We start from the raw sequence: 13,930 nt of genomic DNA on the forward strand, positions 1-13,930 counted from the left end.
TCAGTCTTTAGAATTCAACATAGAAACCAAGACTTATATTCTCTGAGCTGAAAGATATTCCTTTCAGATTGCTGCCCAAATAAGAATCTCTATAACCAAGGAAACCGACTTTTGTTACTAAAGATATATGGTCACAAACATTAATCAATGCTCCAGGTACAAGTCCAATCTGGAATCCGGTGTCGTCGTCACCAGTTGATAATCCTACTGTTCCGTCAACAAACAATGTGAGCTTTTGAATATTATACAATTTGCATCTTGCATATGGAGCAATATAAAAACGGTCGAATTCGTCTCTATGTGAATATCCCAATTCACCACCAATTGCCCATAAATCACTGATGTGATATCCGATTTCCGGAGCTAGTTTAAATGAAAAACCATTGTCATCTGCCAATGTAAAGCTACCACCAGCATAGAGCCCATCTTGCGCCTGACTTGTGAATATTGCAGCCACCGCAACAATTAATGATAAAATAAACTTTCTCATACACTTCTGTTTTTTTTAATGAAATTCTTTCCAAGAATGTTTTTTATAACTTTTGTTTAAGTTTATAACAAAAAAGAGTGTCATTTTGTTTTGAAAAATGTAAATGCGATTTTTTATTTGATTTCTTTATCTCTGTTTACCTTCTTGCAGGTTTCGTATTATATAATTAAAAATAGTTTTATGTATATTGTTGTTATATCAATAACCATATCTAGTTCTACAGAAAAATAGGACAGTAATTAACTCTGCGTGGAACCGTATATATTTTATGAATATTTCTGATATGAATGATTATGGTGATAATTAAGGAATGTGGAGCATTGTTGTAAAAATATCCGGAAACAAAGAGCAATTCTTTCCGAATGTAATCCGAATTTCTTTAGGAAGTAATTTGATTTTCTTTCGAGAGTAATTTCGTTTTGTTCCGGAACAAAATTCGCAAGATTCAGTTTTTGCATTATTGTCTGCCATGTTCGTTTGAAAATAGTAAATAATAAAGGTTATACAGGGCACGCTCTGTATAACCTTTTAAATTGAAAAAACAGAAAGAAGGCAAATTCTGTATTCTATTATTATCTAATGAACAAAAGTTCTCTGTATTTTGGTAGAGTCCACATTTGGTCGTCAACAATTAACTCTAATTTATCAATATGATATCTGATTTGTTCAAGCATTGGAGCAATATTGTCGTGGTAAGCTATAGCCTTTTCACGTTCGTCTGAAATGCGGTTTGCTGATTTACGAGCTTCTACCATAGTATCAACGTGCTCTTTTATATAAGAAGTATGTTCTGCAATTTTCTTGATTATGGCAAGATTCTCGGCAGAAAGTTTATCTGCTTCTTCAGCAGGGAACAAGCCTTTTAGTTTATATACATTATCAATCAGTTTAGTCTGGTATTCAGTCGCTATTGGAACGATATGATTCATAACCAAATCACCAAGAACACGAGCTTCAATCTGAATTTTCTTTGTATATGTTTCCCATTTCACTTCATTTCTGGCTTCTAGCTCTTTCTTAGTCATTACTCCTGCAGTTTCGAACATAGCAACGCTTTCCGGAGTAAGATACTGATCGAAGATTACCGGGCAGCTAGTTTGGCAGTCAAGTCCACGTGCAGCTGCTTCAGCTTTCCATTCTTCGCTGTATCCGTTACCATCGAAACGGATAGGCTTGCATATTGTGATATATTTTCGGATGACTCTGATGATAGCTGAAACTTTAGATTCACCATTTTCAATCAGAGAATCAACCTCTTTCTTGAATTCTATAAGCTGTTCTGCAACTGCTGTGTTGAGAGCAATCATAGCGCTGGCACAGTTTGCTTCAGAACCTACAGCCCTGAACTCGAATCTGTTTCCAGTGAAGGCAAAAGGTGATGTTCTGTTACGGTCAGTATTGTCGATAAGCAATTCTGGAATCTGAGGAATATCGAGTTTCATACCCTGTTTGCCGCTGATAGAAACAAAGTCTTCGTTGTCGTTCTTCTCCATTTCGTCAAGAATATGACTTAACTGTGTGCCTAGGAAAGACGAAATTATTGCTGGAGGAGCTTCGTTAGCGCCTAGACGATGAGCATTTGTTGCACTCATAATGGAAGCTTTAAGCAAACCATTATGGCGGTACACTGCCATCAGAGTATTGACTATGAATGTGATGAATCTTAGGTTCTCTTCTTGAGTTTTTCCTGGAGCCATAAGTAACACACCTGTGTTAGTACCAAGTGACCAGTTGTTGTGCTTACCAGAACCATTTACGCCCTTGAATGGCTTTTCGTGTAATAGAACACGGAAACTATGTGCACGTGCTACCTTTCTCATTAAAGACATTATAAGCATATTATGGTCTACTGCTAAGTTACATTCCTCATAAATAGGAGCAAGCTCAAACTGGTTAGGAGCAACTTCATTGTGTCTTGTCTTCAAAGGAATTCCAAGTTCGAGAGCCTGGATTTCAAGATCTTTCATGAAGGCTGCGACTCTAGTTGGAATGGCTCCGAAATAATGGTCCTCAAGCTGCTGGTTCTTTGAAGCTTCGTGTCCCATAAGAGTTCTGCCTGTTAGCAGAAGGTCTGGTCTTGCTGCATACAAACCTTCATCTATAAGGAAATATTCCTGTTCCCATCCAAGGTAAGCAACAACTTTTTTTACTTCAGGATTGAAATAGTGGCATACATCAACAGCTGCTTTATCAACTGCACGCAAGGCTTTCAATAGAGGAGCTTTATAGTCTAGAGATTCACCTGTGTAGGCAATAAATACAGTAGGAATACATAATGTATCATCAACTATGAAAACAGGTGATGACGGATCCCATGCACTGTATCCGCGAGCCTCGAATGTGTTTCTGATGCCACCGTTAGGGAAAGATGAAGCATCTGGTTCCTGCTGAACAAGAAGTTTTCCTGAGAATTCTTCCATCATTCCACCTTTTCCGTCGTGCTCTACAAAAGCATCGTGTTTCTCGGCAGTTCCTTCAGTCAAAGGTTGGAACCAGTGGGTGTAATGTGTTGCACCCATTTCAATTGCCCATTTCTTCATTCCGTCAGCAACAGCATTGGCGATACTTCTGTCTAGGCTAGCACCGTTGTCGATTGCGTCGGTTAGTTTTTTGTAAACATCACTGGAGAGATATTTAAACATTTTCTCTCTGTTGAATACATATTTGCCAAAATATTCACTTGGGCGTTCCGAAGGAATCTTTACTTCTGCGGGCTTTGTCTGGAAAGCTCTTTCTACAACTCTGAATCTTAATCTTGACATAATACTGAATATTAAATTGTATAAAGTTTTGAAATATCTACTGTTTGTGTCATAATGTAGGTAAAAATAGTTTTATTATGACTATATGTTTTTCTTGTGAGCAAAATTATATAATTATGTTTTTGTTTATCCTGTTGTTTTATCATATTGTTTGATTTATTTTGTTGTTGTTGCGTTTTGTAAGGTTATCTTGGTTTTATGTGATAAATTGTTGTTAAATATTGGTGGTGATGTTATATTGTGTAAGTACTGATAGTCTTGTTCACTTTATTTATGTGTGAGAATAATAAAAACTGTAAAATTCATTTTATTGGGACTTGAATAATATAATTTCTATTAATGAATTTATGGATTATATAAGCAAAAATACTTTTGTATTAATTAAAGAATAAAGAGTGCTATTAAATAATTTGAATCTTTTTTGTTGGTTAATATACAATTATTATCTTCGCAGCTATAAACAATATCTATATACTTAATGGAAATATTTATAATCGTAGGTCTTATATTATTGAATGGCCTACTTTCAATGTCGGAGATGGCATTAGTCTCGGCAAGAAAATCCCGTTTGGAAACGGAAGCCAAGAAAGGCAATAAGTCAGCGAAAACAGCGCTGGCATTAGCGGATGACCCTGACCAATTTTTATCTACAATTCAGATTGGTATCACATTGATTGGTATTTTGACAGGTTTGTATTCCGGTGAGGCTCTTGCCGGAGATTTGGCAGTAGTCTTGAATCAAATACCTGCAATTCAGCCTTATTCTTATACTATAGCTCAGACTGTAATTGTTGTTATTGTAACATATCTTACACTGATTTTTGGAGAGTTGGTTCCTAAGCGAATAGGATTGGGATGTGCAGAAAGAGTTTCTATGATTATTGCTCGTCCGATGTATCTTTTATCTTTATTGGCATCTCCTTTTGTTTGGCTTCTTTCAAAAAGTACTGAGTTGTCGGTTAAAATGACAGGTATTAATACAGATGAAGACAACAAAGTTACAGAAGAGGAAATCAAGGCTATCGTTAAGGAAGGTTTGGATGGTGGCGAAGTTCAGGAAGTGGAACAAGACATCGTGGAGCGTGTGTTTAACCTTGGAGATAGAAAAGTGGGCTCAATTATGACGCACAGAAGTGATATGGTGTGGTTGGATTTGAATGACTCGCTTGAGAATATTAAGAAGTTAGTAGAAGCTAATCTATATAATGTATATCCTGTTTCGTCAGGAAAGCTTGACGATTTGCTAGGTGTAGTTCATCTTAAAGACTTGTTTGGAAAACTTGACACTCCAGGATTCTCTTTGCAACATGTTATACGCCCTGCACAATACGTTCCGGAAAATCAGAGTGTATACAATGTGTTGGAGCAGATAAAACAGACGAGGGTGCATTCGGCAATTGTAACAGATGAATTTGGAAGTGTTCAGGGTATAGTTACATTGAAGGATATTATGGAAGGTTTGATTGGTCAGGTTCCGGAGCAAGGTGAGGAACTGGATATCGTTGAGCGTCCGGATGGAACTTATCTGGTTGACGGGCAGTATTCTTTCTATGATTTTCTGGAATATTTCGATAAGGAAGATTTATATACGGAATATGATTATAATACTTTGAGCGGACTTATCTTGGAAATTCTGGAACATGTTCCGAAGACAGGTGAGACCCTAAGCTGGATGGATTTCAAGTTTGAGATTGTAGACATGGATGGAGCCAGAATCGACAAGGTTTTGGTGACTAAGATAGAAGAAGAGCAGGACTTATAATCCTGCTCTTTTTTTATGTCAGGATTCAGAATTTTTGCTGTATCCTGATTTTTTTGCTTGTGAAAAAGATATTGTTTCCTTTACAATATATATAGTATACCTATTTGTAGCAAATACAATATAAAAAACTCAGCAAAATAGTAGGTTATCTCAAATAATAATTTTTATATTTGCAAAAAGTAAAGGGAAAATCATGAAAACACGGGGTGAAAAAACCAATACTTACAATCCGCATGTATCTGTTGACTGTGTGCTTCTAAGTATTGTTGACGACCAACTGTCAGTTCTATTGGTTGAACGAAAAGATATAAAAGAAGATAGAGTTGGCTATAAATTACCGGGCAGCCTTATATATGATGATGAAGACTTGGACGAGGCAGCATACAGAGTCTTGAATGAAACAACTGGCCTTAAAAGAGTCTCAATGAAACAATTCAAGGCTTTCGGTTCTCCGTTGCGTACATGTAATGAAGCTGATGTGCTATGGTTGGAAAGAGCATCAAAGATGAAGATCTCTCGAATAGTAACGATTGCTTATCTTGCTTTGTGCAAAACGGGCCATCGTTCTGTTGTTCTTCCAAACAATGATTCTGTCATGTGGTTCTCAGTTCAGAATTTGCCGGAACTCCCGTTTGACCATAAGGCTATTATCGAGTCTGCAATTGAGGAGATAAGGCACCTCATAGATATGGAGCCATCGATTCTTTATTCCTATTTGCCGTCGAAATTTACTGCTTATCAACTAAGAAGGGCTTATGAGCTTATTTATGACAGAAGTTTCGATGTGAGGAATTTCCATAAGAAGTTGAATGCTTTGGAATATATAGTCCTTACGGATGAGTGTGAGCGTAAGGTTGCACACCGGGCTGCAAGATATTATCGTTTCGACAAAGTGAAGTACAATAAGTTGCGCTCGAGATTCAATAACAAGAAATAAATAACAAATTTAATATATAAGCGATGTTTTTATTAGGATGTGATTTAGGAAGTTCTTCAGTGAAGGCTTCAATCGTGGAAGTGGAAACGGGGCTGACTGTAGGTTCCGACTTCTTTCCAAAGGAAGAAGCTCCAATAAAGGCTGTTCGCCCCGGTTGGGCTGAGCAAAACCCGGAAGACTGGTGGACATATATGAAGCAGGCGATTTGCGGAGCTATCAGTAAAGCCGGAATTTCCGGTGAAGATATCAAGGCTATCGGAATTTCTTATCAGATGCATGGATTGGTAGTTGTAGATGAGGCAAAGAAAGTGCTTCGCCCTTCAATAATATGGTGTGACAGCCGTGCTGTGCAGTATGGAGAGCAAGCTTTTGCTAGCATTGGCGACGAAAAATGTCTTTCACATCTGCTAAATTCTCCAGGTAACTTCACTGCTGCGAAATTGGCGTGGATAAAGGAAAATGAACCTGCAGTTTATAAGTCTATACATAAGATAATGCTTCCGGGCGACTATATCGCTATGCGTATGACAGGAGATATTGTAACGACTATTTCCGGTCTGTCTGAAGGTATTTTCTGGGATTTCAAGGAAAATAGAATTTCTGAAGATTTGTTGTCTTATTTTGGATTTGGCAAAGAACTGATAGCTGATATCAGACCAACATTCGGCCTGCAGGGCGAGTTGTTGCCATCTATAGCTGCTGAGTTAGGACTTAAGAAAGGCACTCCGGTTACATATAGGGCAGGAGACCAGCCTAACAATGCTTTGTCATTGAATGTGCTTAATCCGGGTGAGATTGCCGCTACTGCTGGAACATCAGGCGTTGTTTATGGTGTTAATGATCAAGTGAATTATGATATGCTTTCAAGGGTGAATACATTTGCTCATGTGAATCATACTGCGGAACAGACTCGTTTGGGTGTTCTATTGTGCATCAATGGTGTTGGCATTCTGAATTCATGGATGAAGAAAACAGTGGCACCGGAAGGTTTCAGCTATGATGATTTGAACAAGTTGGCAGCACAAGTGCCTATCGGTTCTGAAGGTTTGTCTATACTTCCTTTTGGAAACGGAGCAGAGAGAATGCTGCAGAATAAGCAAGTTGACTGTTCTATTTACGGACTGAATTTCAATATTCATACAAAAGCTCATTTGGCTAGAGCTGCTCAGGAAGGTATAGTATTTTCATTCAAATATGGAATGGATATTATGAGTAATATGGGTATTGATATAAGCGTGATTCGTGCAGGACATGCAAATATGTTCCTTAGCCCGATATTTTGTGAGGCTCTTGCCGGTGTGACTGGTGCTGTTATTGAGTTGTATGATACAAATGGCGCAGTTGGTGCTGCTAAAGGAGCCGGAATTGGTGCAGGAATATATAAGTCACCTGAAGAAGCATTCTCATCTCTAAAGAAAATAGATATAGTAGAACCTGATGGTTTCAAGGCTAACGACTATTGCGGAGCTTATGAAACTTGGAAGGAAAGATTGGAAAAAATGATATAATTGTTAAAAATTTAGTATTATGAATTACTTTAAAGGCGAAAAAGAATTTTTCCCAGGAATAGGAAAAATCCAGTTTGAAGGACGTGAGTCAAAAAATCCGATGGCTTTTCATTTTTATGATGAAAACAAAGTTGTGATGGGCAAGACATTGAAGGAACATTTACGTTTCTCAATGGCATACTGGCATACATTGTGTGCTGAAGGTGCAGACCAGTTTGGTGGCGGAACAAAGACTTTCCCTTGGAACGCTGGTGCTGATGCAATTTCAAGAGCAAAATATAAAATGGATGCAGCTTTCGAATTCATGACAAAATGTAGCATTCCTTATTATTGTTTCCATGATGTTGACATGGTTGACGAAGGTGATAGCTTTGCAGAATTCGAACAGCGTTTGCAGACTATGGTTGGTCATGCAAAAGAACATCAGGACGCTACAGGTGTGAAACTGTTGTGGTCAACTGCAAATGTATTCGGTCACAAGCGCTATATGAATGGTGCTGCAACAAATCCTTATTTCCCAGCAGTTGCTTATGCAGGAACTCAGATTAAGAACGCTATCGATGCTTGTATCGTTTTGGGCGGTGAAAACTATGTATTCTGGGGCGGCCGTGAAGGTTATATGAGCTTGTTGAATACTGATATGAAGCGCGAAAAAGAACATCTTGCAATGATGCTTACTATGGCTCGCGATTACGGACGTAAGAATGGTTTCAAGGGAACATTCCTTATCGAACCTAAACCAATGGAACCAACTAAGCACCAGTATGATGTAGATGCAGAAACTGTTATCGGATTCTTGCGTCACTATGGTCTTGACAAAGATTTCGCTTTGAATATCGAAGTTAACCACGCAACTCTTGCTGGTCACACATTCGAACACGAATTGCAGGCTGCTGCTGATGCAGGAATGTTGTGCAGTATCGATGCTAACCGTGGTGACTATCAGAATGGTTGGGATACAGACCAGTTCCCTATTGATTTGTATGAACTTACTCAGGCTTGGCTTGTTATGCTTCAGGGCGGTGGTTTGACAACTGGCGGTACAAACTTCGACGCTAAGACTCGTCGTAATTCAACAGATTTGGAAGATATCTTTATCGCTCATATCAGCGGCATGGATGTATTTGCACGTGCATTGATGATTGCTGCAGATATCCTTGAAAATTCTGACTATAAGAAAATGCGTGAAGAACGTTATGCAAGCTTCAATTCTGGCGAAGGTAAAGCTTTCGAAGAAGGCAAGCTTACTTTGGAAGATTTGCGTACAATTGCAATGCGTGACGGTGAACCTAAGCAGATCAGCGGCAAGCAGGAATTGTATGAAATGATTATCAACCAGTATATTTAATCTTCTTCCGGAAAATAATAACCGGAATATGATTTATATTATATTGCCGGCGTAAGAATTGCGCCATTGAACAAAAATGCAGAGACATAGAAAACAAGGAGTAGTTTTATCTCTACGTTCTCTGTGGCTCTGTATTTTTTATTTTTATATGAATTTAAAACTATTATCATGAAAAATAACCTTTATATCTTATGCATTACCTTGGTTGCCACATTGGGAGGATTGCTTTTCGGATATGATACGGCAGTTATTTCCGGAGCTGAACAGGCTTTGCAGAAGCATTTGGGATTGGATGCATTCTGGCATGGTGTTACAGCTTCAAGCGCCTTGATTGGATGTGTGATTGGTAGTGCGGTTTCCGGATATTTTGCTTCAGGAATGGGACGTAGAGATTCCTTGCGTGTGGCTGCATTCTTGTTCTTTATTTCTGCGCTGGGTTCATATTATCCGGAATTTCTGTTTTTTGAGAAAGGCGATACTTCGTTTGCCCTTATTCTTATGTTCAATTTCTATCGTATTATTGGTGGTGTGGGCGTAGGTTTGGCATCTGCCATTTGTCCAATGTATATTGCCGAGATTGCACCATCTGAAATTCGTGGAAAATTAGTTTCATGTAACCAGTTCGCCATTATCTTCGGTATGCTTGTGGTTTATTTTGTCAATTATATGATTAAGGACGGAATGACTGAAGAAGTACTCGTATCGGATGGTTGGAGATATATGTTCGGTTCTGAGGCTATTCCTGCTGCATTATTCGGTATTTTGCTGTTCTTTATTCCTCGTACACCGCGCTATCTTGTTATGACAAACCGTTCGGAAGAAGCTTTGGACGTATTGAAGCGAGTTAACGGAGTAGAAAAAGCTCATACGATATTGTCGGATATTCAGTCTGTATCTAAGGAAAAGACAGAGAAACTGTTTACTTATGGAGTAACTGTTATCGTTGTTGGTGTTTTGTTGTCTGTTTTCCAGCAGGCAATAGGTATTAATGCAGTGCTTTATTACGCTCCTCGTATATTCGAGAAAATCGGTGCAGGCGACAGCATGATGCAGACCGTAATAATGGGTGTTGTAAATATTCTTTTCACTTTGGTAGCTATATTTACAGTGGAAAAAGTAGGACGCAAGCCTTTGCTTGTTGTAGGCTCAATAGGAATGGCTGCCGGAGCTTTCAGTGTTGCTTTGTGTGATGAGATGTCAATTGGCGGAATTATTCCAGTTCTTTCAATTATAGTTTATGCAGCATTCTTCATGATGTCCTGGGGACCGATATGTTGGGTGCTTATTGCTGAGATTTTCCCAAATACAATACGCGGAAAAGCAGTTGCGATTGCCGTTGCATTCCAGTGGATATTCAATTATCTGGTATCTTCTACATTCCCGGCATTATATGAATTCAGTCCGGGATTCGCATACAGCCTTTACGGTGTAATATGCGTTTTGGCTGCTTTGTTTGTATGGAAAATGGTGCCTGAGACCAAAGGTCTTTCTCTTGAGGAAATGAATGCTCTTTGGAAAAAGAAAGAGTAATATTTTAGTCGACAAGGAAACAAGTTGAGAAGATATTTAGGACTTGAGAACTTGTTCCCTTGTCGATTTTTATTCCGATAATTTAGCTTATAAATACAATACTTTTATGAAACGTGTTTTTTTATTGTCAGCTGCTCTGACTGCAGCTTTGATGGCTTCATGCAGCCATCCTGAAAGTAGCAAAGTCACTAATGCAACAACCGACGAGACTAAGTTTCTCGCTTTGGTTGATACACCGCAGATTACAGCTCCACCTGCGGAATTGAAACTAGACCCCTTTTATAAGAAATATATGAACGTGAACGGAATACACGTTGTCAGTTCATGGCGTGTTCCCGATAGCTGTTTTTATGCTGCTTATGTGAGTCTTGATGCACTTACCAAAATGATGCCAGCCGAGGTTATGGAATCATTGACCAGCCGCAATACAAGAATTGGTATTATGGCAAGATATGAAGGAACTACTGATATTCCGGAACATGCTTTCCTTGCCAATGACACTACTATCAACTGGGATTTGCGTGCCCGTGGATTAGGCGGAACCTTGCATATGCCTTTCTCTACATGTGCCGAGGAAAATATACTTGCTTATCAGATTGACAAATATCATGCGGAGGATATAATGATTCACGAATTTGCCCACACAATACATAATGTAGGTATTTCTCCGGTATATCCGGATTTTAATGATGAACTGCAAGCTTCACTGGACAAGGCATTGGCCGAAGGAAAGTGGAAAAATGTATATGCAGCCACAAATATTGAAGAGTATTGGGCTGAAGGCGTTCAGACTTGGTTTAATGTCAATGCCGAAGTGAATAACGATGGTGGCGACGGTAAACACAACAAAGTGAATACACGTGAGGAATTAAAGCGTTATGATCCGGGATTATATTCAATCCTTGCCAGATTCTTCCCTGAAGTGCAGGAGCAAATCAGCCGACATAAGAAAGTTAATCTGTATAATTATGAATGATAGATGATTAGTTGAATAAATAATGCATTGAAAATAGGTTCGGCCCCAGCTCGATTTGGGGCCGTATTTATTTCGTCGTGGGTTCGGTCCTACGCCGTGATACATCCGATCCTATTTTTTACTAATTCTTTCACGGAATATTTGTGGCGAAATACCGCTGTTACGTTTGAAGAATTTACTGAACGAAGCTTGGTCCGCGAAATTCAAAGAAACTGCTATTTGCTGGATTGACATTTTTGTAGATACAAGCATATTCCGCGCTTCACTATATATAAGCTCGTTGATAAATGAATTTACAGTTCGTCCTGTTTGCCTTTTTATTATTGATGTCAGATATTGTGGAGTGATATTCATTTTTTCAGCATAGAATGGAACATTATGTTCTGTCTTGAAATTAAGCATCAGAAGAGATATGAAATCCTGTAGCATCATTCTATATCTGGCGGTATTGGACGGTATATAATTTATTGTAAGATTATCCAGTATATTATCCAATTCCAGATAAAACTTTATAAGAGCATTCTGTATAAGTTCCAAATGATAAATATGAGCCTCTCTCAAAATTTGTTTTTTTATCTGTTTTATGCACTCGTCCAGCAGGCAACATTCCATATGGTTGATTTTTGCAATTGGCATACTGTGCATATTTATTCCTTTTGCAATCCTTTGCTTTAGATTAAATACACCAATCTTATCAATGAAATCTTTGTGAATACACAGAAATGTGCATTTGAAATCGTCAGAAATATCAGAGAAAAAAGTAAGATGCAAAGGCGAAAGAATACAAATACTGTTTTCTTCAAGAGCATGTTTGTTTTCGTCGATGTTCAGCACTGCTTTTCCTGATATTACTATAACGTAGGAAAACGCATTGACATATACAGGCGTTTTTCCCGAAAGAGAAAAATCTTCCGTACTATTTGACTCGAATACGGCAATCTCTCCGTTGTAACTGTCTCCTTCTTTTATGGAAATAATTTCCTGTATGTTTATGATATTATATTCATTCATAATATTGGACCGTTATATATGTCTTTGTCCAAAAGTAATAATTTATTTTATTCAATATAAATATTGACATTGTTTTATTAATCTCTTATTAAACTTTTCTTTCTGGTTATATGTCTGTTATTATATTGTTATATAATATATTTACTGTCACTTTAGTGTGATAATATATTCTGCTGGATTAATTATATGTTTCAAAAAAGACAAATTGTGAACCACAATAAACATCAATGGTAAAACATAAAAGTGTGAATTTTGCAATGGAATTTAAAGACAGAGAATAATATATGAATCGCACTAAAATTTTGACATCGTTGTTTGCCGTCTTTAGCATTTTGAATGTCGGAGCACAGCAACATAAAGTAATGACGATTGAAGAGCTTTTTAATCTGGCAGAATCGAACAGTAAAAGTCTGAAAGTTCACAATCTGGCAGTCGATGAAGCAATTCAGGCTGTGAAAGTTGCCAAAAATGACAGGCTTCCATCCATTGAAGCAAGTCTTTCGTTCAGCTATATTGGCGACGGATGGATGAGCGACAGGGATTTCTCAAATGGAATGAAAGCTGAAATGCCACATTGGGGAAATAATTTTGCATTCAAGGCTACACAAGCTATATATGCCGGAGGTGCCATAACTGCTGGCATTGAGATGAGTGAATTGCAGAAGAAAACAGCTGAAGCTAATTTGGACAACGACAGACAAAATATCCGTTTCATGCTTGTTGGCCATTATCTGGACCTTTATCAGCTAAGCAACCAGAAGAAAGTTTATGAAAAGAATATTGAACAGACAAAGTTGCTTATCGAAGAAATTAAATCTGCATTTGAACAAGGAACTGCCTTGATTAGCGACATAACCCGATATGAATTGCAATTGAAGAACCTGGAATTGGGACTGACCAACACAGAGAACCGCATGAGTATATTGAACAGAGAGCTGGTGACAACTATCGGTTTGGATACTGATATCGTGATTGTTCCGGACACTTCAATTGTTGGCAAACAGATTGAAATAATTTCTGAAACAGACTGGCAAGAGAAAAAGGAAAATTCCCCTTTATTGCGTATGGCAGAATTGGGAGTGAAAATGTCGGAAAAAGAACAGGATTTGGTGCGCTCTGAACGTCGTCCAACTGTCGGACTGATGGCTGCAAACAATTTTGACGGACCGATTCTTATTGAAGTTCCGCCTATAAACAAGAATTTCAACTATTGGTTTGTAGGTGTAAATGTCTCTTACAAATTCGATGCTTTGTTCAAAAGCAACAAAAAGCTGAAGCGTGCGAAGATTGCAACAATGAAGGCTCAGGAAAATCTTCGCCTTGCCGATGAAAGAATTTCAAATGATATCAATGCTGCTTACATTAATTTGCAGGAAGCATATACAAGATTAGATACGAAGCAGAAGAGTGTTCAGCTGGCTCATGAGAATTATGATGTAATTCACAACCGATATCTCAATGGTTTGTCGCTGGTGACTGATATGCTTGATGCAAGTAATATTCAGTTGAGCAGTGAGCTGGAACTTGCCAATGCTCAGATAGGAATTCTTTATCAGTATTATCTGCTTAAGAAAACGGTCGGTAACCTGTGATGGATAATTTTATT

Annotated in this window: 10 protein-coding genes; 7 read left to right on the forward strand and 3 right to left on the reverse strand. The window is 38.1% G+C overall.

Annotated elements, in window-relative coordinates; genetic code table 11:
• Nucleotides 1-7 precede the first annotated feature (7 nt).
• Complete coding sequence (locus ACYIAR_RS15460; RefSeq protein WP_480330931.1) at nucleotides 8-490, reverse strand: hypothetical protein; 483 nt, start codon at nucleotides 488-490, stop codon at nucleotides 8-10.
• Between the two features lie 572 nt (nucleotides 491-1,062).
• Nucleotides 1,063-3,252 carry a glutamine synthetase III family protein gene (locus tag ACYIAR_RS15465; RefSeq protein ID WP_480330933.1) on the reverse strand — a complete coding sequence of 730 codons (2,190 nt, stop codon included), beginning with the start codon at nucleotides 3,250-3,252 and terminating at the stop codon, nucleotides 1,063-1,065.
• Between the two features lie 478 nt (nucleotides 3,253-3,730).
• On the opposite strand from ACYIAR_RS15465, the gene ACYIAR_RS15470 reads away from it, so the two are divergent.
• The 6 genes from ACYIAR_RS15470 to ACYIAR_RS15495 all read left to right on the forward strand — a co-directional run bounded on the left by ACYIAR_RS15470 (nucleotide 3,731) and on the right by ACYIAR_RS15495 (nucleotide 11,313).
• Nucleotides 3,731-5,014, forward strand: a complete 1,284-nt coding sequence (locus tag ACYIAR_RS15470) for a hemolysin family protein (RefSeq protein WP_480330935.1) — start codon at nucleotides 3,731-3,733, stop codon at nucleotides 5,012-5,014.
• Between the two features lie 193 nt (nucleotides 5,015-5,207).
• Nucleotides 5,208-5,951 (forward strand): NUDIX hydrolase, encoded by a 744-nt coding sequence (locus tag ACYIAR_RS15475; RefSeq protein WP_480330937.1) that lies wholly within the window; start codon nucleotides 5,208-5,210, stop codon nucleotides 5,949-5,951.
• Between the two features lie 23 nt (nucleotides 5,952-5,974).
• Nucleotides 5,975-7,459, forward strand: a complete 1,485-nt coding sequence (locus ACYIAR_RS15480; RefSeq protein ID WP_480330939.1) for a xylulokinase — start codon at nucleotides 5,975-5,977, stop codon at nucleotides 7,457-7,459.
• A gap of 19 nt (nucleotides 7,460-7,478) precedes the next feature.
• Nucleotides 7,479-8,807, forward strand: coding sequence for a xylose isomerase (xylA, locus tag ACYIAR_RS15485; RefSeq protein WP_480330941.1), 1,329 nt, complete (start codon nucleotides 7,479-7,481; stop codon nucleotides 8,805-8,807).
• 168 nt (nucleotides 8,808-8,975) lie between these two features.
• On the forward strand, nucleotides 8,976-10,337 hold the full coding sequence (gene xylE, locus ACYIAR_RS15490; protein ID WP_480330942.1) for a D-xylose transporter XylE: 1,362 nt from the start codon (nucleotides 8,976-8,978) through the stop codon (nucleotides 10,335-10,337).
• A gap of 106 nt (nucleotides 10,338-10,443) precedes the next feature.
• Complete coding sequence (locus ACYIAR_RS15495) at nucleotides 10,444-11,313, forward strand: hypothetical protein (protein ID WP_480330943.1); 870 nt, start codon at nucleotides 10,444-10,446, stop codon at nucleotides 11,311-11,313.
• 111 nt (nucleotides 11,314-11,424) lie between these two features.
• Here the strand turns inward: ACYIAR_RS15495 and ACYIAR_RS15500 are convergent, their stop codons facing one another.
• A complete protein-coding gene (locus tag ACYIAR_RS15500; RefSeq protein ID WP_480330944.1) occupies nucleotides 11,425-12,324 on the reverse strand; it encodes a helix-turn-helix domain-containing protein in 900 nt (299 codons plus the stop codon).
• A 284-nt stretch (nucleotides 12,325-12,608) separates the two neighbouring features.
• Here ACYIAR_RS15500 and ACYIAR_RS15505 point away from each other — a divergent pair, with 284 nt between their 5' ends.
• Entirely contained in the window at nucleotides 12,609-13,916 is a 1,308-nt protein-coding gene (locus tag ACYIAR_RS15505; protein ID WP_480330946.1) for a TolC family protein, read from the forward strand.
• Nucleotides 13,917-13,930: the final 14 nt, after the last annotated feature.

The sequence above is a fragment of the Parabacteroides sp. KHUB-01 genome, assembly GCF_056640935.1.